The following is an 18945-nucleotide window of genomic DNA, read 5'->3' as shown; positions in this document are numbered from 1 at the left end:
AGCGTTCTTGGCTACGCCGCGGGTGGGTTCATGAACTTTAGGAGGAAGTGATTCATTCAGGGCAGCCCAATTCCACTGGTTGGAATTATCCTAAGATGGCCCACGCCGGAAAGAGCTCGCTCGGCTCGGAACCATGTGATGAACGAGAGCGGGGCATGAGCCGGCCTCGCAAAGCCGCTGCATCTCACGACATGACTGACCAAGCTCGCCATTTCCTCGACCAAAAGCCCGGTCGATCACCCACGAACCGCTCGCTGGAACGGGGAATAGAGATCCTTCGCGCATTCCGTCCCGGCTCCGAGTTGCTGGGCAATGGCGAACTGGCCGAGCGCACCGGCCTGTCCAAGGCCACGGTGAGCAGGCTCACGCAAACGCTGGTGGGCAGCGGCATGCTGCAACTCGACAAAGCCGAACGGGCCTACCGGTTGGCGCCAGCGGTCCTGAGCCTTTCTCATGCGATGCGGACCGCGTCGCGCGTCTTGCAGGCAGCGGCCCCGCTCATGCTGGAGTTGGCCAGGCATCGCCATATCAACGTAGGACTGGCCGCGCCCGACAGGGAGGAAATGGTTTACCTGGAATCCATTCGCTATGCCAAGCGTGCGGCGCTGCGCCACGTGGTCTCCGGCCAACGCGTGCCGATGGAACTGACTTCGCTCGGACGCGCATACCTGGCTGTGCTCGCGCCGCAGCACAGGGCCCAGCTCATGCGGCTTCTTTCACAACGCCGCGTGCGCTGGAAGCAAATCGAGACCGAGATCGGGCAAGCGTGCGCCGATGTGCGCACCAAAGGCTTTTGCGCCGCGGCCTGGCAACCCGAGGTCGTCGCGCTGGCCACGCCGCTGCAGGTGGAAGGCACCATCTACGTACTGAACGTCAGCCTTTCGACCCGGGAGTCGATTGCTGCGATCGCGCAGGACCTGGGACCGGCGCTTCTCGGCTTGGCGCAAGCCGTCCGTCATGAACTGCTTCTGCAGGAGCCGAGGTCCGGTTGAGTCATCCGATGGCCTGCCGATTCCTCAACCACGCGCGTCGGGATGTTCGTGGCGGCTGACCGCCTACTGACAAATCAATCCGCGCGTCCGGCCTACCTTCGACGTGAAACAGACGCCGAAGATGTTCGATCCCGAGGTAGACAGGCCAGAGCATGACCCGGTCACGTCCGCGTTGCGCATCGGGGACGGTCTTTTCGTTGGCCCGGAACGCCCATCAACTCGCGCAGCAAAGGTCGACATTGCCGTCTTTTGAGCGCGCGAGACTTCCCCCGGGGCGAAATGTCGTTGAGCGTTTCGCTTTCGTCGTGGTGACAAGCTACGTCGGGATTCGCCCCGGCCAGGTGCAGACACGGCCGTCGGGACGAGGTCTGAGGCATCCGGTGCTAACCAGCGCCGAAGCGCATCTATGCGCCTCGGCGCTGATGCCGCTCAGGCCACTTCGACGTTGATCCGCCTCGGCTTCGCGTGCTCGGCCTTGGGTATCCGCAGCTTGAGCACACCTTGCACCAGTTCAGCGGCCACCTTCTCGGTGTCCAGTTCCTTGCTGAGCGTGAAGACGCGCTGGAAACGCCCGAGCCCGACCTCGGTGTGGCTGGTCTTCAGGCCATCGGGCACGGTCAGGCTCGACTCCGCTTCGATGGTCAGGGTCTCCGCTTCCACATGCAGGCTCAGGTTCTCGCGCGAGACGCCCGGAAGGTCGGCATAGAGGGTGATACCGCCCGCGTCCTCGACCACGTCGACGGGAGGCGTGAGTGCGGCGTTGCCGTAGCGCGACGCCTTCTGCCGGGGATCGGTGCTGGCCGGAGCACCGGAAGAACGAGTCTGGATGTCGTTGTTCATGGTGTTCATCTCCTTGATTTCACTGGACGGTGATGCGTCGCGGCTGCGCCGACGCGCGGCGGCGAACGGTGATGTGCAGTACGCCGTCGCGCAGCTTGGCGTCGACCGCTTCGGGGTCTGCGTCGTCGGGCAGCGTGAGCATGCGGCGGAACGCTCCCTCGAAGCGCTCGTTGATGTGCACGGCTGCCTTCGCGTCCGCCCCGGGCAGCACGCTCTTGCGCTCGCCGGCGATCGTCAGCAGACCGCGCTCGAGGTGGACCTCCAGGGTGGCCGGGTCGACGCCAGGCGCAAAGGCATAGATTTCCACAGCCTGAGCAGTCGCGCCGACATTCAGTGCCGGGAAACCGTTGCTGCCGAAGCCCCGGATGGTGGGGGCCAGGTCGAACGCCTGCTGCATGTCCCGCTGCAGGCGATCCATTTCCGCAAGCATGTCGCGCGGGAAGAAAGATCGGTACATGGCTAAGCCTCCAAATATCTGGAACGAATACGACCTGAAAACGGACCGAGGTCCTTAATGGGGCAGATGTTGCGAACTGCTCGACTGTGGAGGCCCGCTCGCGTAGGAGCGAGCCCGTGCCGTGAAGCGCGGCGAGCGGTATCGCCAGCGCGGAGGTCGCGATTCCGGATAGTTGAATTTCGCCAGTTCCTCACGCCCCTTCTGCGTGATGGCCAGCACTTGCGCGGCCGAGGCGGAACCGGACATGGACAGCGGATCCGAGGGCGATGGCACCAGGGCTACGACAAGCCCGGCGGCCCGAAGTATCCGGACCTGATCAATGTCCCCGCTGCGATAGAACGTGACAGGTAGGCGAGAGCCGGCGATTTGCTTGAGCAAGTTCATGGTCATTGCAGTACCTCCTTTTCGGTCGACCAGTTTCCGACGGAGGAGAAGATAGGCGATGCTTCGCCGATTTCAAGATGGAAATTTTTCTATCGGGTTGAAGCACTGATAGTGCTGATCACCCTTTCTCCCTGGCGGCGCCGTTAGGTTGGCTACGGCGTGGGAGAAAAAGGCCGACTTCGGGCGGTTTTTTCATGACGAAGGCTCCGTGAGAGCGACTCGCGCATGCTGAGCGCAGGGGTCGTTCGTCACTTGTTCAACGCGCCAGCTCCGACCCGAGCTTCTCACGTTGCTTGCGCGACTGCGCAGACTCGCAGCACGGCAACCCCTTTGAGGCAGCTCATTCATGGCTGCGAAACATCGTTGCCTCGCGGGCCATTCAAGCTGGCAATGTACCCTTCCACCCGATGCTGAAAGAGGTCAACCAAAGCTTCCCTTGTCGGGCACTGGGTCAGGATCAGTACACACCGGGTATGGTGCCCTTGGTGTATTTGGACCCTGCCAGAGAACGTTCCTTCGGCCGTCGGTTTCACCTCCATAAAACAAGTCCATCCTTCGGGCAAATTGATAGCCTTCAACTCGGTGCTCATTCGCGAAGAATAGACCCGATCCCGGACAACAGCTTTCAACCTTAAAGCGGCAGCCCGGACTGGCCTTGCTGGATATCCTTGTCGTGTCGCGTAGGCAGAGCCAGGCGCGGTGGTGTTTTTTCGGCCGGCGCATGTCCTGACGCTGCTCGAAGATGCATGCACAAGGCCCTGTTAGTCGGTCGCTTGCATCTCTGGCGCCTACAGGCCTCTGAAGTCCTTGCTGACATAGCGCCGATGCGGTTGGCTCTAGGTTGAGCATCGATTCCCAAGTCAACGAGCAGCCATGAGCGAAGTCGCGAATCTTTTCGCCCGTGAATTCCCCGTGTGGCACATGGTGGTGCGCGGCACGGTCGTGTACTGGTTTCTGCTCCTCGTGTTCCGCTTCGTGCTGCGGCGCGACATCGGCTCCATGGGCGTGGCCGACCTGCTCTTCGTGGTGCTGGTCGCCGATGCATCGAGCAATGCGATGCAGGGCGAATACAAGTCCGTCGACGACGGCCTCGTGCTGCTCGCAACCCTGGTCGCGTGGAACTTCGCGCTCGACTGGCTGAGCTTTCGTTTCGACTGCGTCGCCCGCTTCCTGGAGCCTCGCCCCGAGGTGCTCATCCGCAATGGCAGGCTGAACCGCCGTGCGCTGAGGCGCGAGATGATCAAGACGGACGAACTGCGCGGCAAGCTGCGCGAGCAAGGCATCGCAGACTTCTCGGAGGTGCGCATCGCGCGGCTGGAGAGCGACGGGACGCTCAGCGTGTTTAAGAAAGAGAAGAAGGAGCAAGCCTCCGACCGCCATCAGCCACCCAAGGCCTCCAAGCCGCCAGCCCAATGATGACGACGCCGATGCAGTTCATCGACTGGCTCTTCGGCGAGGGGTCGGAACTCGCTCCCTGGCAGATGGCCGCACGGGCGCTCGCGGTCTTCTTCCTCGCGCTGGTGATGATTCGCGCATCGGGGCGTCGCTCCTTCGGGCAGCAGAGTCCGTTCGACACCTGCATCACGGTACTCCTTGGCGCGGTGCTGAGCCGCGCGGTAGTCGGTGCATCGCCCTTCTGGAGCACCATGGCCGCCGGTGCGGCGCTTGTCGTCACGCACCGGCTGGTAGCCCTGGCCAGCATGCGTTAGCAAGGCTTCGAAGACCTGGTCAACGGCCACGAGATCACGCTGGTGCGCGACGGCCGGATGGACAAGAACGCCATGCGCCACGCGCTGGTGTCCCCCAAGGACCTCGACGAGGCCTTGCGCCAGCAGGCCGGCGGCGTGCCGCTGGACGAGGTGGAGCGCGCAGTACTCGAGCGCGACGGCAAGCTGAGCATCGTCAAGCGGCGGCCCTGACTGAGCCTCCTTTCTCCGTTCCCGCGTAAGAAAGCGCCGACCCGCAGCAACGGCGATTGCTTCACTCGCGGAGGCAACCACCGAGAGCACTCTAGGCCTTGCCGACTTCCCTCTCATCCCAAGGCAAGGAGAACGCAATGAGCAGCAACACCCGCATCGCCAGCACTGGAGACGGCAGCCGACCCACCACCAGCGGCGGTGTGGACAACATCGGCGGCGCCGAGTCCTTCACCGCGCGCAAGACCAATGCCGGCGAAGACGTCGCAGGCCCCGCGCCACGCGAACGCATGCAGGACAAGAAAAAGGACGTGGCGGCCACGAAGCACGACGACTCCGCGCCCTTCGGCTTGACCGAGGACCTCACGCCCCAGACCCATCGCGAACCCGGCCAAGGCTGAACGATCCCATTTTTTCGGCATGGCTGTGCCCCGTCGCCTCTCCGTCAGTTCGTCGTCACCGCGCGGCGCGCTGGCCGTCGAGGCGGCCAATGGCGAAACCGCCCTGCTCATCATCGACATGATCAGCTGCTGGGACTTTCCCGACGCCGACAAGCTGCTGCCCGCGGCGGTGGAGGTCGCCTCGCCCATCGCCGCGCTGAAGCGGCGGTGCAAGGCAAGGGGTGTGCCGGTGATCTACGCCAACGACAACCGCGGGCGCTGGCGTTCCGACTTCAGCGCGCTGGTCGACCTGTCCATGACCGGGGGCGGTCAGGGTCCGGAAGTCACGGCCAGCCTCGCGCCGGACCATGACGACTACTTCGTGCTCAAACCTCAGCAGTCGGCCTTCGTCGCCACCCCGCTCGAGCAGCTGCTGGGCGTGCTGCAGGCACGCCGGCTCATCGTGACCGGCGTGGCGAGCGACCAGTGCGTGCTGAGCACGGCCACCGATGCCCGCATGCGCGACTTCGAGGTGGTGCTTCCGAAGGACTGCACCGCCACGCAGACGGCACGGCGCCACGCGATGCTGCTCGAGCAGTGCGCGACGGTCTTCGGCATCGCGACCACTTCAGGCTCGCGCATCCGCCTGCCCGCCGCGGGGGCGCACAGGTCCTGATCCATCCCTGTTCCTGCTTGTTCCCTTGTTTGGAGAAACCCATGACACATCCCACTACGGCCACCCCGCGCCCCCCCTTCAACACGCCCGGGCAAAACCCGCCGGGTCTCGAATCACGAATGGAGCCACCGCCGGACTTCGGCGAATCCTCATACGTCGGCAGCGGCAAGCTCATCGGAAAGGCCGCGCTCATCACCGGCGGAGACAGCGGCATCGGCCGCGCCGTGGCACTGGCCTTCGCGCGCGAGGGCGCGGATGTGCTGATCTCGTACCTTGGCGAGGAGGAATCCGACGCACAGCGCACCGCGCAACTCATCGAGAAAGAAGGTCGCACCTGCGTCGCCGTGGCCGGCGACATCCGTGAGGAATCGCACTGCAGGCAACTGGTGGCCTCCGCGATGGAGCGCTTCGGCAAGCTCGACATCCTGGTGAACAACGCGGCCTTCCAGATGGCGCACAAGGAACTGGCAGAGATCACGGCGGAAGAGTTCGACCGCACCTTCCGCACCAACGTGTACGCTAATTTCTTCCTCTGCAAGGCGGCCGCCGCATGCATGGAGCCGGGCAGCGCGATCATCAGCACCGCGTCGGTCAATGCCGACAAGCCCAACGCCACGCTCGTGGCCTATGCCGCTACCAAGGGCGCGATCCAGAACATGTCGGGCAGCATGGCGCAGCTGCTGGCTGAGAAAGGCATCCGCGTGAACTGCGTGGCGCCGGGCCCATTCTGGACGCCCCTGATCCCCTCGACCCTGCCGCCCGACAAGGTGAAGAACTTCGGCATGCAAACGCCGATGAAGCGGCCCGGCCAGCCGGCGGAGCTGCAGGCGGTGTACGTGCTGCTCGCCTCCGATCAGGCGAGCTACATCTCCGGAGCCACCGTGGCTGTGACCGGAGGCGTTCCCTTCATCTGAGTGACGGAGCCTCGGCAGGCATCCAACCATGTACGCACACATTCAACTCGGCGTTCGCAACCTGGCCCTCATGTGCGACTTCTACGACCGTGTGCTCGTTCACTTCGGTCTGGAGCGAATCACGGCGCTGGAAAAGGTGGGACCTGCAGGCGTGTACTGGCGCCGGCCGGGACAGCGTTGGCCCCAGTTCGTGATCAACCACCCGTTTGACGGCCGGGAGGCCACCGTCGGCAACGGCTCACAGGTAAGCTTTCTGGCTGATCGGCGCGCCACAGTCGAGGCCGCGTGGAACACCGCCATGGCCCTGGGCGGCAGCGATGAAGGCCCACCAGGTTTGCGGCCCTGTTACGCCTCGGACTTCTACGCAGCCTACTGCCGAGATCCGGAAGGCCACAAGCTCTGCTTCGTCCACACGCGACCTTAGCGTCAAGACATTGCGTCAGACGCATGCAGCGCGTTCTGGACGCGATCAGAAATCGCTTTGCCGGTCGGTGCGCTCCTGAACCCATCGCATGCCTTGCTGCTCGGCATGGCGCAACGCTTCCGCTTCGGTTGCGTAAGCGGAGTTGTCGGTGTCGGCGGGCAACCTGGTGCTCTGCCCGTCCGAATTGCTCGGCCGGCAGGACACGACAGGTTCGTGGCACCCTCCGTTCAGTCGACGGGTGCCACAGGAAACCAGCCAGCCGCGGTAGACAAAGGTCAGAAGCCGCTCGCCCACGTTGTCGAGGTCGGTGTCGCTGGGGGAAGCGGGAATGCTGGAACCGGGATTTCCTGATGCTTGCTGCACGCCACGCTTTGCTGTTGAGGTGTCCGGCATGTGATCCGACCTAAGCGGCCCCCGCACCTCAGAGTCCGTAGTATTTGTTGATGGTCGTACTGTAACGGTCGTCGTAGTCCGGAATCTGGTCTTGCGCGTAGCGCGGTGCGCCTTCGAGCATGGTCTTGTCGATCGGAACGACATAGCCATCCTGCGAGGTGTCGTACTTGAGCAGGTTCCAGGGAATGGGGTAGCGATCGGTGCCCATGCCGAGAAAACCGCCGAACTCCATGACTGCGTAGCGCACCTGGCCGGTGAGCTTGTCGATCATGAGGTCGTCGATCGTGCCGAGCTTGTCACCGGAGGGGTTGTAGACCTTGGTCCCTTCAACGCGATCCGACGAGATCACGTTGGCAATGGAAGTGGATTGCATGATGAATCATCCTTGCCGGCATCGCTGGGAAAACGCCGACGTCTGTTTGCAAAGCCCAGGCAGCGGGTTTCCCTCCGGTGCGAATACATGGGCATCAGTTGCGGTACCGCAGGGGTGTAGGAAATCCGCCCATTCCAAATCCGACCATCCCGAACGGCCGGCGACTGCGAGGCACAGCGCGCCAAGTCACGCCCGTGATCGGTCCTGGGCATCATTCGCCCGTCCCGCGTTGGTGCTGCGTGTGGGGGGCGCGGCCCGCATCGGGCTGACGGTCGCGTCGCTGCCCAGGGGCCTTACGCTTCACGTCTTGGGGCGTGGGAGTCGGCGTGCGCTGGTGGTCCAGCAGCTTGTCGTTGTCCGGTGATTGGCTTGCGTCTTGCATCGTGAATCCTTGCGTGTTGATTGAAGAGATCTTCTTTCTCTGCCCGAGCGGGAAGCTTCCTTGTGGGAGAGCGACTTGCCTGGCGGCCGTCCGACCTTGACGACCCACTGACCGTTCAAGCGCCGCGTCGGGTCGATTCCCCTCCCGGTCGGTGCTTCGGTGCAGCCGGGTGTTGCAGCTTGTTGCGCAGGTGGACATGCGCCGCCAGCTGAGCCCGATGCTTTCCTACGCCGCGCGGGTGGCGCGCATTCCATCTTCCCGACTCCCTTCTTCCTTTTCTTCAACCCTGTCCAACACCATGGAGCCCACGATGCCAACAACCCATCGCGCCACACCCGATGCCTGCAGCCTTCTCGACACCGACCACAAGAACGTCAAGAAGCTTTTCACGGCCTACGACGAGCTCGCCCACTCCCGGGCCGCGAGCGCGCCGGACAGGAAGCGCGAGCTCGCAATGCAGATCTGCACGGAGCTGCAGGTGCACACACGGCTCGAGGAAGAAATCTTTTATCCGGCCTTGCGAGAAGCCATCAAGGAGACCGATCTGCTCGATGAAGCCGAGGTGGAGCACGCCAGCGCCAAGGATCTGATTGCGCAGCTCCAGGACGCCACCGAGATCGACGAGAAATTCGATGCCAAGGTGAAAGTGCTCGGCGAATACATCGACCATCACGTGAAGGAAGAGCGCAACGAGATCTTCGTGAAGGCACGCGCGGCACGCGGGCTCGACCTCGTCGCCATGCGCCAGCAGCTCGCGCAGCGCAAGGAAGAGCTGATGGCGGAGATGGAAGTGATGGCCTGAGGCCAAGACAGGCGCCGACGGCGCAGCGGCGCTCCCCGATCGGGTCGGGACCAGGCCGTCACGAGCGTCGCGACGGCCGCCATCAGCATCACGGCGGTGGCCGCCCAGCCCACGACCTTCAGCCGGCGCGCGATCACCAGTTCGCCCATCACCTTGCGGCTGGACGCCGCCAGCATCACACCGACCATGATCGGCACCGACGCCAGCGCGTTGATGATGGCGGCATAGACCAGCGCCGTCATCGGGCTGATGCCCGACAGGCCGATGACCAACCCGATCAGCATCGCGGCGGCGAGGATGGCGTAGAAGGCCGGCGCCTTGCCCGGCGCTCGGTCCAGCCCCTTGCGCACGCCGAGCAGGCTGGCGAGCGCGTAGGCGGCCGACCCGGCCAGCACCGGCAGCGCGAGCAGGCCCGTACCCACGATGCCCATGCCGAACAGCACGAAAGCGGCCTCCCCCGCGACCGGCTTGAGCGCCTGGGCCGCCTGCGCGGTCGTCTCGATGGAAGTCTGTCCATGCGCGTGCAAGGTGGCAGCCGTGGCGAGGATCATGAAGAAGGCGATGGCGTTGGAAAAGCCCATCCCCACCCACGTGTCGATCTTCAGGCGGCGCAGCTGTCCCGGGACTTGGGCGGGGGCGCGCCTGAGTGCCTGGTCCTGCGGCACGCGCCCGATCTCCTCCACCTCCTGCGAGGCCTGCCAGAAGAAGAGGTACGGGCTGATGGTGGTGCCCAGGATCGCGACCCCGGTGGTGATGAACTCCTTGTTCCACTGCAGGTGCGGCAGCAGCGCCCCTTTGGCCGCAGCGGCCCAGTCGACGTGCGCCGTGAAAGCGACCGCCACGTAGGAAAGCAAGGACAGTGTGAGCCATTTGAGCACGCGCACGTAGCGCTCGTAGGGCAGCCATATCTGCAGTACCAGCGACACCGCTCCGAAACCGATGGCATAGCCCACCTTGGAGCCTCCCGCCACCAGCGCGGCGACGTCGGCCATCGCGTTGAGGTCAGCACCCAGGTTGATGACGTTGGCGACAACCAGCGAGCCCACGAGCAGCCACACCACCCAGCGGGGCCACAGCCGCAGGAAGGCTTCCGTCAGGCCGCGACCGCTGACACGGCCGATGCGGGCGCTGGCGAGCTGTATACCGACCATGAGCGGATAGGTCAGCAGCAGCGTCCACCCCATGTCGTAGCCGAACTTCGAGCCCGCCTGCGAATAGGTGGCGATGCCGCTCGGGTCGTCGTCGGCCGCGCCGGTGATGAGGCCGGGGCCGAGCTTGTTCCAGAACGTCAGCTTGTGTTGCGTGGACAGTTCCTCCTCTTGCGTTGCATCGGGCGGCGCCAAGTCACCCGCCTTATCCACGAGCACGGAGGAAGCTTGGGCGCTCGTACCGGGTTGTTTGGCCATGGTCTCTCATCCGGGTTGGTTCGAGGAGAGGCAGAACGTAAAGCTCGACACCGCCCCCTCTTGTAGGACGCCGCAGCAGATTCGATACCGTGGGGGCCACGCCTCTTTGCTGCCGCCTTGCCAACCTTGATCGACGGAAACTCAGGTCGTGGTGCCAAGCTCTTCAAGCAATTCCTCCCTGCGCGCAGCCGGTTGTCCGACGAGGCGGCGTTCGCGCACACGCACACCGGCCGCTTCCTGCCTGGCAGCCGAAGCCAATGCGCGAGCCGCCCACAAATACTTCTTGTCGAACACGACGACACGATGTCGGCCTACAGCGGCGACCGTGCCGGCAGGAGACCGTCTGCAGATCTCAACATCCGCAGGACCGAGCAACCATGACGTTTGGCGTTTTCCTGGTGGAGGACGAGCCTCAGGTACAGGACAGTCTCAAGGTCGTGATCGAAGGCTTTCTGCGCGCCGAGGTGATCGGGGCGGTCCAGACAGAGGCCGAGGCCGTTACCTGGCTTCAGGCGCACGAAGGAGGCTGGCACCTGCTCGTGGTGGACCTGCTGCTTGCGCAAGGGTCCGGGCTTGGCGTGCTCGCATCGCTGGCCCACTGCCCGCAAAAGGGCACGGTGGTGGCGCTGACCAACGCGGCCTCGCAAGACAACCGGGAAGAGTGCCTGCGCCTCGGCGCCGATGCGGTCTTCGACAAGGCGGCCGAAGTCAACGAATTCCTGACCTATTGCGCCGCCCGAGCGGAGGATCATTCCGGCTAGGGATCGCGCCCGTGCGAAACCATCAATGGAATAGCACGGCAATCAGGATGATGATGGGAATTGGCACGCCGAGGAAAAACAGAAGCAGTGAGCGCATGGTTCATCTCCGTTTGGGGTGAGAAGAGGTTCAGAGGTCACGGCGACGACCGCCGTAGGTGGCACTCAAGCTGGCCACGAAGGCACCGATCAGCAGCGAGATGAAGATCCACAGCGTGCTGTACGCGGACGCCTTGCGGGCGGTGTCGGCGGCCGCCCTTGCCTTGTCTTCCGCATCCTTGAGCCCGGCCTGGGCCCGGGTGAAGGTGTCGTTCACGCGCTTCTCCGCATCCTGCTGGCTCAAGCCGGTGCGCTGCGCCACCAGCTGGCCGGCATAGCGCGTGTCTTCGGGCGGAAGGCTGCCGGCGCGGATGCCGTTCGCGAAGATGCGCCCCACCTCCACCGACGCGGCGGTACCGGATCGCTCCGTCGTGGCCTGCTGCGCTGCGGCCGCGCCGTCGGCCGGCGCCGCTGCGGCGTTCGGATCCTTGCGGAACAGCGCGTCGACGAAGTAGGCACTCCTACCAGCCGACTCTTCCCTCCCTGCGGCAGCGCCAGGGGTTCCTGTCATGGCGGAGGTGGCTGCGGACGCAGCCCCTCCCGCGACCGTGGCCCCCGCTTGCGCTCCGGTGCCCAGGATCGCTCCGATCGTCGAAGTGAGCAGCGCTGCCGTGATCAGCGTGGCCACGGCCCACGCGAGAAAGCCGTGCGCCGTGTCCCTGAAGTACACCTCGTCGGTGTGCACGCCGGCCCACTTGGTTCGCAACCGGCCCGCCAGATAGCCGCCCATGCCGGAGGAGGCAATTTGCGTGAAAGTGATCCAGGCAATGGCCGAGATACCAATGGCCGTGGCGCTCGCGCCTTGCCCGGACCAGGGAGACACCGAAGACATACCCAGTCCGGTGCCAAGCAGCAACAGGATCAGCGACAGCGCACATGCGCCGACTGCGCCCGCGAAGATCGCACCCCACGAGACGCCGCTTGCGGCTCGCACTGCAAACGCCTCGTCGTCGAGGGATACGGACCCCAATGGACTGCGGCGCAGAGGATCGGTCAGTTCGGCCATTGCTTTCTCCTGTTCCTGAAATAAGGCAACACACTGCGCAGCGGCAGACGCCCCGTGGGTCGGCGGTGAAGCTTTTGCCGGGTAGGCGGGGAAGCCGCCGCTACCGGGATTGCGCCAAGGTCGGAAACTGGCCGGCCTAAGGCGGTGGTTCCGTCTTGAAAAGGCCCCGAACGTTGAGCGCGGCCAAGCAGACCTGGAGGGCAACGAGGGCCGTGGCGGAAGTGTGCAAGGCCCAGACGGTCCACAGCACATTGCTGAGCAGGAAAGTCCAGAAGCCCACGTTCCTGCGCGGCTTCGCGCTTGATGCGATCAACCAAGCCGCGGAGAGGGAGGCAACGAACGCCGGCCATTGAACGAGATCAAGGACTTCGCCCATGGCGTCACGCGCCGGCAGCAATCGCCGGTTGCATCGCCGCCGCGCCCGCCGACTCGGCCAGGCGTTGCGCCACGGCATTCAGCAGGGCGCCCGCAAAGCCGCCGCGCGCCCTGGCATCGGTGCGAGCGCTGGTCACAACCCGTGGCAACGAACTCCATGAAACGCTGCAGCCCGCGTCGACCAGCGCTTTCACCAGCGCAACGTCTTCGCTGCACGCGAGATGCCGGAACCCGCCGACGCGGCGGTACGCCGCAGCCGAGACGCCAAGGTTCGCGCCATGCACGTGGGTGTGGGATTCGCAGTCCGAATAGGTCTCCTGGAAATGCGCCTGGAGCAATGCCGCGTGGCGGCCGTGAGGCGACCAGTCCCGCACGGACACCGTTCCGCACACGACCTCTGTCTGAAGAGAGAGTTGAGCCGCCAGCCAGTCTTCGGAAACCAGCGTATCGGCATCCGTGAAAGCCAGCCACCTCGCCCCTCTTGCCAGCAGCGCCTTCGCACCCACGGCGCGTGCCATGCCGACGTTTCGTGCGCGGATGGTCACGGTCATGACGCCGCAACTGGCCGCCAGGATGCCGGTGGCGTCCGTGCAATCGTCCAGCACCACGATCGTCTCGACGGGCTCGCCCATCAGTGCGGCGTGCTGCGATGCGAGGCGCACCGAGGACAGGCATCCGCGGATCAGTTGTTCTTCGTTGTGCGCCGGGATGACGATACCTAGCATGGTGGAGCCTTCTTGCCGTAGTGCGTTTCGGGGTCGGATTGCCAAGTACCCAAGATAGAGATCGGCCCCGCTATGCCGCGTCAGGCGACGCGCGGGGGCCCTGTAGGCGATTGGCATCCAGGGAAAGGAAAACAGCCGGGCGACGCGGCCGCATGGACTACGCGCGGGTCACGGCACGGGTGCTAGAAGAGTTGAACTTCCAAACTCAGGAGCACGCCCATGGCAGCATCGAAAGACGGCAAGTCAAAGTCGGCCTCTACCTCACCGTCGTCGTCGATAAAGGAGGTGAAGCCGAACCTGCATCAGCAGAGCCACGAGACGCAACGGTACGGCGAGATCATCAAGCTTCCGAATGGACTCTCGGAGAAGGTCTGCAAGCAAAGCGTGGCGCTGCTGAACCAGTGCCTGGCCGACACGATCACGCTGCGCGACATGTACAAGAAGCACCACTGGCAGGTGGTGGGGCCGACCTTTAACCAGTTGCACCTCATGTACGACCAGCACTACGAAGGCCAAGTGCTGCTGGTGGACATCGTCGCCGAACGAATTCAGCTGCTTGGCGGTGTCGCGCTCGCCATGGCGCCCGACATCGCCGAGACCACGCAGATCGCACGACCGCCCCGTGGACGCGAACCGGCTGCCGTGCAGTTGCGCCGACTGGCCGAGGCGCATGAGCAGATCATCATCTCGGCGCGTGATGCGGCTGAGCAGGTCGACAAGTCCGGAGACGCCGGCAGCAACGACGTGTTCGTCAGCAACGTGCTTCGCACCAACGAACTGCAGGTGTGGTTCCTGACCGAGCACCTGGTCGCCGCTTCGCCGGTGACTGCCTGACGCCGGCTGGTGGTGCCAAGGGCCCCGCGCGACAGCCGCTGCTTCACATGTCCGAACCCGCGCTCGCCGATGCCTTGCGGCAACTGCAGCTTCGCTACGGTTGCGACCTCGCGCTGAAGCACCTCGTCGACGCGGGCATCGACGCGCTTCCAAAGCCGGGCGCCGGCCGGACCCTGGCGCGCTGGCGTGTGCTGGCCGATGTGGCGGCCCATGACCTTTCATTGGTGAAGCTGTTCGAAGGGCACACCGATGCGCTCGCCATCCTTGCCGAACTCGGCGCTGCGCCGGCCGCACCTGCGCTTGCGCGCTGGGGCACCTGGTGCGCGGAGCCGCCCGACGCGCGCGTGATGCTCGACGCGACAGAGGGCCACCGCGTTCGTCTCACCGGCACCAAGGCCTGGTGCTCGGGCGCCGCGAGCGTGACTCACGCCGTCGTGAGCTGCTGGAACGCGGCCGGCGAACCGTGCCTTGCGGCTGTCGCCATGGATCAGCCCGGTGTACGAGTGACCGGCAACGGCTGGCATGCCGTCGGCATGGCAGCGAGCGCCAGTGTCGATGTGCGCTTCGACCGCGCGGTGGCCACGCAGATCGGGCGGCCCGGCGACTACGTGAACCGCGCAGGCTTCTGGCAAGGTGGTGCCGGCATTGCGGCATGCTGGTTCGGCGGTGCATTCGGCATTGCGCGCGGGGTTCATCAGCGCGCGGGACCAGCGCCGGACGCCCATCGCCTCGCGCACATTGGTGCCATCGAAGTGGCTTTGACCGCGGCCGCCGCGCAACTGCGAGAGGCCGCAGCCTGGATCGACCGGCACCCCCAAGACAACGCACAGCGCATCGCCTTGCGTGCGCGCCTCGCCGTCGAGCAGGCGGCCAACGACGTCATGCACCACGCCGGCCGCGCGGTCGGCGCCGGCCCGCTGTGCCGCGACCCGCACTTCGCCCACGCGATGGCGGATCTGCCCGTGTTCCTTCGCCAGAGCCACGCCGAGCGCGATCTTGCGGCGCTGGGCCAGCTCGCCGCGAACGAGAAAGAAGAGCCTTCGTCATGGACGCTGTAGCGCGCCGCGCCATCCGGGGTGAAGGCACGACCGAGATCGAGTGGAGCCGCTGGCCCGGCATCGCGCGACTGCCTGTGATCGAGCCGCAAGAGCTGGTTCCGGCGGGTGCCCGCGCCGTGGTTGTCGCGCCGCATCCCGACGACGAGGTGCTCTCGGTTGGTGGCCTTCTCGCGCTGCTGGCCGACTGCGGCAGGCCCGTTGAAGTGATCGCCGTCACCGACGGCACTGCCAGTCATCGGGGCTCGACCGAATGGCCCGTCGAACGGCTCGCGCGCACCCGGCCACGGGAAAGCCGAAAGGCCCTGCACTGCCTGGGCCTGGCCATCGAGCCCGCAAGACTGGGCCTGCCCGACGGCGGCCTGAAGGAACTGCGCGCCATGCTCACGGCCGAGCTCGTCTCCTTGCTCCGGCCCGGTGACGTGGTGTTCACCACATGGCGCCAGGACGGCCACCCCGACCACGAGGCGACCGGCGAGGCCTGCGCGCTGGCGGCTGCGAGCACGGGCGCCCGCTTGGTGGAAGTGCCCGTCTGGGGTTGGCACTGGTCCCGTCCCGGCGATGCGTGCATGCCCTGGCAGCGCGCCTTTCGGCTCCCGCTGAGCGAAGAGGCCGTGCGGCGCAAGCGCATGGCAGTCAAGGCATTCACCAGCCAGTTGCGGCGCGATGCGTCCACCGGCTCGGGCCCGGTGCTTCGCGCCACCACCGTCCAGCGCGCGGCGCGCCCCTTCGAAGTGGTCTTCCTTTGAGCAGCGGCAATGAATGACCAGCGGCCTTATTTCGAATCGCTCTATGCGGCGAGCGAAGACCCCTACGCACTGCGCCACCGCTGGTACGAGGCGCGCAAACGGGCACTGCTGCTGGCCGCGTTGCCGCGAGAGCGCTTCCGGAGTGCCTACGAGCCCGGCTGCGGAGCCGGCGAACTCACGCTTGCCCTTTCGCAGCGCTGCGACCATCTGCTGGCAAGCGACTTCTCGGCGCATGCCGTGGACATTGCGCGCAAGCGCACCGGCGAGCTCGCCAACGCGCACGTTGCGCACCACGTGCTGCCCGCCGACTGGCCGCGCGAGGCGGGCCAATTCGACCTCATCGTGCTGAGCGAGCTGGGCTACTTCCTCGACCGCAACGACATGCACCTGCTGGCCGCCTGCTGCCAGGACACGCTGGCGGCCGACGGCACTCTGGTGGCCTGCGACTGGCGGCCAGACTTCGCACAGCGCAGGCTCCCCACACAGGAGGTACACGACGCGCTGGCTTCGCTCGGCCTGGCGCGCCTGGCGTTCCATGAGGAAGCAGATTTCGTGCTCCAGGTCTGGACACGCGATGGCCGCTCGGTGGCTGAGCGCGAGGGCATCCGCTGACCCGCGTCATCGTTACCCTGACACAGGCGCTTCGGTGTGCATGACACAGCGCCAAGCGCCACCGTCACGGACCCACGGTGGACGTGTCCGCCATGTGCTGCTCCACCCTGTCCGATTTTCCTCTCGGCGACAGAATCTGATGGACCTTGTAGCTCAGCACGGCGGTGCTATCGCTGGGGAAGGTGGCCTCCATATCGCTCAGCTCGAACGACTCGATTGTCATGGCCCCTTGCTCTGCCATCTTTCGATAGCCAGCGTGGTCGAACTTCATCGAGCCATGGGAGCTCACCATGAAGGCTGGTTCACACAGCAACTCGATGGCCGTGTCCGTCTCGGTGTCCACCATCGACTGCCAGAATTTCTTTTCAAGAGCGAAGAGCTCGCGACTGTTGTCTTGCACGTACGTCTCCTGGTATTTTGGGGAGGGCAACGATCGCGTCGCAACAGACTCCGTGATGCAAGGTCACCCGCAGAGTTAGGGTCAGTTGCTTCCTACGACCCGGCTACGACGGCTGTACCGATGCCCGCTCGACCTGTTCGCACCGTCCTGTTGTTTTCAACGCCCGGTCGAACGACGCCTGAAGCTCCAGCGCAGGATATGGCTTGTACAGAAGCTCGAATTCCCGGCTGCGGTCGTTCGCAAGCACGTGGCTATGACCGCTGGTCAGCGCCACCGGCAAGCCTGGCCCGCGCCAGCCCGCCGTGTGGCGGGCCTACATGGGCCACCACAAGCAGAGAACATCGTGCATCGATATCACAAACGCGGCATCTGGCCCTTCGTCGACGGCTTCTGGGTGATGGCGCTCGCCAGGCTGCTCGATGGCTCCATCTGCGAGATCGAGGGTGTGGGCATCGCCGGCGTCAAGGGCTTCGGCGGCGGCTTCGGACGCGGGTCGCTGGGCGCCTGGGGCGAGCCGGCGATCAAGCTGTTCGTGCAGGAGGCGCTCAACGAGGCGATGAAGCTGGAGTCGGCGCTGGCCAAGCTGCGCACCCGGCGCCGGATCGCGCTGCTGCACTACTCGCCGGTCGTCGGCACGGTGCAAGGCGAGCCGGCGGAAATCTTCCCGTTCCTGGGCAGCAGCCGGCTGGAAGAGCCTCTGCTGCGCTATCCGATGGACGCGGTCTTCCACGGCCATGCGCACCGCGGCACCTTCGAGGCGCGCACCATCAACGACGTGCCGGTCTACAACGTCGCCAGGCCGCTGCTGCAGCGCACGCGGCCCGACGCGCCACCCTTTTTCCTTTACGAGTTGCCTCGCGAGGCGCTCGGGGAACCAGTGCGGACGGCGGCATAGACCGGGCTCATTCGCTCTCGTCCGAGTGCGCCCAACATGACACACCGGGCGGCACCTGTTCACGCGCCCTCTACGCAAGCCCGGGACGATATTCGAGGTCAGTCTGCTCCCGCATGCAGAGGGCTTCCAACGGGCAAGAAGCTGCTTTCGTTTTCTTTTTCGGAGCACCGATGTCCGGCCGACACCTCATCGAAGAAGCACAACAAGGCTGGCCACCCGGCGAGTGGCTGGATGAACATTGAGTTCGGGTGAATACGCCGCTCACCGCTCGCCCATGGCCCGTCGCGTTGGACTTCCGCTTGTGGCCGAGTTGGCGACTGTGGCCTTTGCCGCCGACAGGCCGATGCTGCTCTCGAGATGGTGACCGATGCTGCGGTGCTACCCGATGTCTCGCTGGCGCAAGCCAGGGCCTGTTCCTCGGCGCTGTGGCAGGGCGATCCGGAAGGCATGCGCACGTTGAAGGCGGTGATCCGGGAGCACTGGGCCGGCTTCACGGCTGGTCGGTTGGAGAGGACTTCCTGATCTGCTCAGGAGACGCCGGAGGCGTCGGCTTGCCTGCCTGCTCGGTCTGCTCTATCCAGGAGATACATTGCTGCTTCAGGATGGCGATGCCTGCTTTGGTGGAAATTTCGGGACGGCAAAGCACGAGCTTGCATCGATGCCGACCGCGCAAGGCAATGTCCCCCACTGCGGAGAAGTCGCCCTCGTTGCTTTTCAATAGATAGATGGTGCAGGTCCATGGCCCCGAGCGGGTTTCGTGAATAAAAGTCTGTTCATTCATGACACACCTCGTGACTCTGCGCGGGCGCGCGATCCCGCATCAATGGCTCGGCGTGGGCACAGGCAGGGATGAACATACCCGCAAGTTCCGAACGCACCAATTCAGACGCTGAGGAAATGGTTTTTTGACGGTCGTCCTGAAGAATGCTGGACGCCTCCAGGCGCAATCACAGGCCGAGCGAGTTGCCTCACGAATCCCTGAAAGGAAAGAGCAGAGATTGAAGGAAATCCGCTCGACCTCCAGGGGCCGAGCAGAAAAGCCTTGCGCCGTCACGCACAGGCGTGCGTGCAGGGAGGAGACACGGAAGTCCATCATCG

Annotated in this window: 25 protein-coding genes and 1 pseudogene; 15 read left to right on the top strand and 11 right to left on the bottom strand. The window is 65.0% G+C overall.

The genetic code is table 11. From position 1 onward, the window contains the following. The first annotated feature begins 191 nt into the window (after positions 1 to 191). The gene (locus tag BMY35_RS28000) at positions 192 to 992 is read left to right on the top strand and encodes an IclR family transcriptional regulator (protein ID WP_093206261.1); all 801 of its coding nucleotides are present in this window, start codon (positions 192 to 194) and stop codon (positions 990 to 992) included. A gap of 429 nt (positions 993 to 1421) precedes the next feature. Here the strand turns inward: BMY35_RS28000 and BMY35_RS27995 are convergent, their stop codons facing one another. Genes BMY35_RS27995 through BMY35_RS27985 form a run of 3 tightly spaced genes read right to left on the bottom strand, consistent with a single transcriptional unit; the run spans position 1422 to position 2679 of the window. Next, positions 1422 to 1832: an Hsp20/alpha crystallin family protein gene (locus BMY35_RS27995; RefSeq protein WP_093206287.1), complete on the bottom strand. Its 411-nt coding sequence runs from the start codon at positions 1830 to 1832 to the stop codon at positions 1422 to 1424. A gap of 19 nt (positions 1833 to 1851) precedes the next feature. Next, positions 1852 to 2289: an Hsp20/alpha crystallin family protein gene (locus BMY35_RS27990; RefSeq protein WP_093206260.1), complete on the bottom strand. Its 438-nt coding sequence runs from the start codon at positions 2287 to 2289 to the stop codon at positions 1852 to 1854. Between the two features lie 54 nt (positions 2290 to 2343). Next, on the bottom strand, positions 2344 to 2679 hold the full coding sequence (locus tag BMY35_RS27985) for a hypothetical protein (RefSeq protein WP_093206259.1): 336 nt from the start codon (positions 2677 to 2679) through the stop codon (positions 2344 to 2346). An 867-nt stretch (positions 2680 to 3546) separates the two neighbouring features. Between BMY35_RS27985 and BMY35_RS27980 the strand changes: the two genes are divergently transcribed. From BMY35_RS27980 to BMY35_RS27955, 7 genes are all read left to right on the top strand, one after another. After that, on the top strand, positions 3547 to 4089 hold the full coding sequence (locus BMY35_RS27980) for a DUF421 domain-containing protein (RefSeq protein ID WP_093206258.1): 543 nt from the start codon (positions 3547 to 3549) through the stop codon (positions 4087 to 4089). Beyond that, on the top strand, positions 4086 to 4382 hold the full coding sequence (locus BMY35_RS38890) for a DUF421 domain-containing protein (RefSeq protein ID WP_256229831.1): 297 nt from the start codon (positions 4086 to 4088) through the stop codon (positions 4380 to 4382). The genes BMY35_RS27980 and BMY35_RS38890 overlap by 4 nt, the downstream gene beginning before the upstream one ends. A 42-nt stretch (positions 4383 to 4424) precedes the next feature. Next, on the top strand, positions 4425 to 4592 hold the full coding sequence (locus BMY35_RS38885) for a YetF domain-containing protein (protein WP_371287198.1): 168 nt from the start codon (positions 4425 to 4427) through the stop codon (positions 4590 to 4592). Positions 4593 to 4729: 137 nt separating this feature from the next. Further along, positions 4730 to 4990: a hypothetical protein gene (locus BMY35_RS27970; RefSeq protein ID WP_093206257.1), complete on the top strand. Its 261-nt coding sequence runs from the start codon at positions 4730 to 4732 to the stop codon at positions 4988 to 4990. 19 nt (positions 4991 to 5009) lie between these two features. After that, positions 5010 to 5645, top strand: coding sequence for a cysteine hydrolase family protein (locus BMY35_RS27965; RefSeq protein WP_093206256.1), 636 nt, complete (start codon positions 5010 to 5012; stop codon positions 5643 to 5645). Positions 5646 to 5686: 41 nt separating this feature from the next. Further along, a complete protein-coding gene (locus BMY35_RS27960; RefSeq protein ID WP_093206255.1) occupies positions 5687 to 6559 on the top strand; it encodes a glucose 1-dehydrogenase in 873 nt (290 codons plus the stop codon). 28 nt (positions 6560 to 6587) lie between these two features. Beyond that, positions 6588 to 6983, top strand: coding sequence for a VOC family protein (locus BMY35_RS27955; RefSeq protein ID WP_093206254.1), 396 nt, complete (start codon positions 6588 to 6590; stop codon positions 6981 to 6983). Between the two features lie 45 nt (positions 6984 to 7028). Here BMY35_RS27955 and BMY35_RS27950 read toward each other — a convergent pair whose 3' ends face one another. After that, positions 7029 to 7376 (bottom strand): hypothetical protein, encoded by a 348-nt coding sequence (locus tag BMY35_RS27950; protein WP_256229829.1) that lies wholly within the window; start codon positions 7374 to 7376, stop codon positions 7029 to 7031. Between the two features lie 28 nt (positions 7377 to 7404). Continuing rightward, entirely contained in the window at positions 7405 to 7749 is a 345-nt protein-coding gene (locus tag BMY35_RS27945; RefSeq protein ID WP_093206253.1) for a PRC-barrel domain-containing protein, read from the bottom strand. A 692-nt stretch (positions 7750 to 8441) separates the two neighbouring features. On the opposite strand from BMY35_RS27945, the gene BMY35_RS27940 reads away from it, so the two are divergent. Then, positions 8442 to 8933: a hemerythrin domain-containing protein gene (locus tag BMY35_RS27940; protein WP_093206252.1), complete on the top strand. Its 492-nt coding sequence runs from the start codon at positions 8442 to 8444 to the stop codon at positions 8931 to 8933. A gap of 59 nt (positions 8934 to 8992) precedes the next feature. On the opposite strand, the pseudogene BMY35_RS27935 reads toward BMY35_RS27940, so the two are convergent. Both BMY35_RS27935 and BMY35_RS38390 read right to left on the bottom strand, forming a co-directional pair. Further along, a pseudogene (locus tag BMY35_RS27935) lies at positions 8993 to 10339 on the bottom strand (Nramp family divalent metal transporter); the annotation flags it as partial. Between the two features lie 141 nt (positions 10340 to 10480). Beyond that, entirely contained in the window at positions 10481 to 10633 is a 153-nt protein-coding gene (locus BMY35_RS38390) for a hypothetical protein (RefSeq protein WP_177213718.1), read from the bottom strand. An 83-nt stretch (positions 10634 to 10716) separates the two neighbouring features. On the opposite strand from BMY35_RS38390, the gene BMY35_RS27930 reads away from it, so the two are divergent. Further along, a complete protein-coding gene (locus tag BMY35_RS27930) occupies positions 10717 to 11100 on the top strand; it encodes a response regulator (RefSeq protein ID WP_093206251.1) in 384 nt (127 codons plus the stop codon). A 127-nt stretch (positions 11101 to 11227) separates the two neighbouring features. On the opposite strand, the gene BMY35_RS27925 is transcribed toward BMY35_RS27930, so the two are convergent. Then, positions 11228 to 12202, bottom strand: coding sequence for a hypothetical protein (locus tag BMY35_RS27925; RefSeq protein WP_093206250.1), 975 nt, complete (start codon positions 12200 to 12202; stop codon positions 11228 to 11230). A gap of 380 nt (positions 12203 to 12582) precedes the next feature. Next, a complete protein-coding gene (locus BMY35_RS27915; RefSeq protein WP_093206249.1) occupies positions 12583 to 13302 on the bottom strand; it encodes a glycosyltransferase family 2 protein in 720 nt (239 codons plus the stop codon). Between the two features lie 219 nt (positions 13303 to 13521). On the opposite strand from BMY35_RS27915, the gene BMY35_RS27910 reads away from it, so the two are divergent. From BMY35_RS27910 to BMY35_RS27895, 4 genes are read left to right on the top strand one after another with little or no spacing between them, the layout of a single operon-like run. Then, positions 13522 to 14136: a Dps family protein gene (locus BMY35_RS27910; protein ID WP_093206248.1), complete on the top strand. Its 615-nt coding sequence runs from the start codon at positions 13522 to 13524 to the stop codon at positions 14134 to 14136. Positions 14137 to 14183: 47 nt separating this feature from the next. After that, positions 14184 to 15194 (top strand): acyl-CoA dehydrogenase, encoded by a 1011-nt coding sequence (locus tag BMY35_RS27905; RefSeq protein WP_093206247.1) that lies wholly within the window; start codon positions 14184 to 14186, stop codon positions 15192 to 15194. Next, positions 15182 to 15940, top strand: coding sequence for a PIG-L deacetylase family protein (locus BMY35_RS27900; RefSeq protein ID WP_093206246.1), 759 nt, complete (start codon positions 15182 to 15184; stop codon positions 15938 to 15940). Before BMY35_RS27905 ends, BMY35_RS27900 begins: the two co-directional genes overlap by 13 nt. Positions 15941 to 15949: 9 nt before the next feature. After that, positions 15950 to 16552, top strand: coding sequence for a class I SAM-dependent methyltransferase (locus BMY35_RS27895; protein ID WP_093206245.1), 603 nt, complete (start codon positions 15950 to 15952; stop codon positions 16550 to 16552). A 64-nt stretch (positions 16553 to 16616) separates the two neighbouring features. Here the strand turns inward: BMY35_RS27895 and BMY35_RS27890 are convergent, their stop codons facing one another. Further along, positions 16617 to 16952, bottom strand: a complete 336-nt coding sequence (locus BMY35_RS27890; protein ID WP_256229827.1) for a nuclear transport factor 2 family protein — start codon at positions 16950 to 16952, stop codon at positions 16617 to 16619. Between the two features lie 343 nt (positions 16953 to 17295). Here BMY35_RS27890 and BMY35_RS27885 point away from each other — a divergent pair, with 343 nt between their 5' ends. After that, entirely contained in the window at positions 17296 to 17847 is a 552-nt protein-coding gene (locus tag BMY35_RS27885) for a metallophosphoesterase family protein (protein WP_256229826.1), read from the top strand. Between the two features lie 490 nt (positions 17848 to 18337). Here the strand turns inward: BMY35_RS27885 and BMY35_RS37925 are convergent, their stop codons facing one another. After that, positions 18338 to 18628 carry a hypothetical protein gene (locus BMY35_RS37925; protein ID WP_143080759.1) on the bottom strand — a complete coding sequence of 97 codons (291 nt, stop codon included), beginning with the start codon at positions 18626 to 18628 and terminating at the stop codon, positions 18338 to 18340. Positions 18629 to 18945 lie beyond the last annotated feature (317 nt).

This window comes from Variovorax sp. YR750 (assembly GCF_900109805.1).
GTDB lineage: Bacteria > Pseudomonadota > Gammaproteobacteria > Burkholderiales > Burkholderiaceae_C > Variovorax > Variovorax gossypii.
This window is presented reverse-complemented; position numbering and strand designations above follow the sequence as displayed.

Excerpts from the sequence above, each read along its gene's own strand:
- BMY35_RS28000 (WP_093206261.1), top strand. The coding sequence starts at position 192 with ATGACTGACCAAGCTCGCCATTTCCTCGACCAAAAGCCCGGTCGATCA.
- BMY35_RS27995 (WP_093206287.1), bottom strand. The coding sequence starts at position 1,832 with ATGAACAACGACATCCAGACTCGTTCTTCCGGTGCTCCGGCCAGCACC.
- BMY35_RS27990 (WP_093206260.1), bottom strand. The coding sequence starts at position 2,289 with ATGTACCGATCTTTCTTCCCGCGCGACATGCTTGCGGAAATGGATCGC.
- BMY35_RS27985 (WP_093206259.1), bottom strand. The coding sequence starts at position 2,679 with ATGACCATGAACTTGCTCAAGCAAATCGCCGGCTCTCGCCTACCTGTC.
- BMY35_RS27980 (WP_093206258.1), top strand. The coding sequence starts at position 3,547 with ATGAGCGAAGTCGCGAATCTTTTCGCCCGTGAATTCCCCGTGTGGCAC.
- BMY35_RS38890 (WP_256229831.1), top strand. The coding sequence starts at position 4,086 with ATGATGACGACGCCGATGCAGTTCATCGACTGGCTCTTCGGCGAGGGG.
- BMY35_RS27970 (WP_093206257.1), top strand. The coding sequence starts at position 4,730 with ATGAGCAGCAACACCCGCATCGCCAGCACTGGAGACGGCAGCCGACCC.
- BMY35_RS27965 (WP_093206256.1), top strand. The coding sequence starts at position 5,010 with ATGGCTGTGCCCCGTCGCCTCTCCGTCAGTTCGTCGTCACCGCGCGGC.
- BMY35_RS27960 (WP_093206255.1), top strand. The coding sequence starts at position 5,687 with ATGACACATCCCACTACGGCCACCCCGCGCCCCCCCTTCAACACGCCC.
- BMY35_RS27955 (WP_093206254.1), top strand. The coding sequence starts at position 6,588 with ATGTACGCACACATTCAACTCGGCGTTCGCAACCTGGCCCTCATGTGC.
- BMY35_RS27950 (WP_256229829.1), bottom strand. The coding sequence starts at position 7,376 with ATGCCGGACACCTCAACAGCAAAGCGTGGCGTGCAGCAAGCATCAGGA.
- BMY35_RS27945 (WP_093206253.1), bottom strand. The coding sequence starts at position 7,749 with ATGCAATCCACTTCCATTGCCAACGTGATCTCGTCGGATCGCGTTGAA.
- BMY35_RS27940 (WP_093206252.1), top strand. The coding sequence starts at position 8,442 with ATGCCAACAACCCATCGCGCCACACCCGATGCCTGCAGCCTTCTCGAC.
- BMY35_RS27930 (WP_093206251.1), top strand. The coding sequence starts at position 10,717 with ATGACGTTTGGCGTTTTCCTGGTGGAGGACGAGCCTCAGGTACAGGAC.
- BMY35_RS27925 (WP_093206250.1), bottom strand. The coding sequence starts at position 12,202 with ATGGCCGAACTGACCGATCCTCTGCGCCGCAGTCCATTGGGGTCCGTA.
- BMY35_RS27915 (WP_093206249.1), bottom strand. The coding sequence starts at position 13,302 with ATGCTAGGTATCGTCATCCCGGCGCACAACGAAGAACAACTGATCCGC.
- BMY35_RS27910 (WP_093206248.1), top strand. The coding sequence starts at position 13,522 with ATGGCAGCATCGAAAGACGGCAAGTCAAAGTCGGCCTCTACCTCACCG.
- BMY35_RS27905 (WP_093206247.1), top strand. The coding sequence starts at position 14,184 with ATGTCCGAACCCGCGCTCGCCGATGCCTTGCGGCAACTGCAGCTTCGC.
- BMY35_RS27900 (WP_093206246.1), top strand. The coding sequence starts at position 15,182 with ATGGACGCTGTAGCGCGCCGCGCCATCCGGGGTGAAGGCACGACCGAG.
- BMY35_RS27895 (WP_093206245.1), top strand. The coding sequence starts at position 15,950 with ATGAATGACCAGCGGCCTTATTTCGAATCGCTCTATGCGGCGAGCGAA.
- BMY35_RS37925 (WP_143080759.1), bottom strand. The coding sequence starts at position 18,628 with ATGAATGAACAGACTTTTATTCACGAAACCCGCTCGGGGCCATGGACC.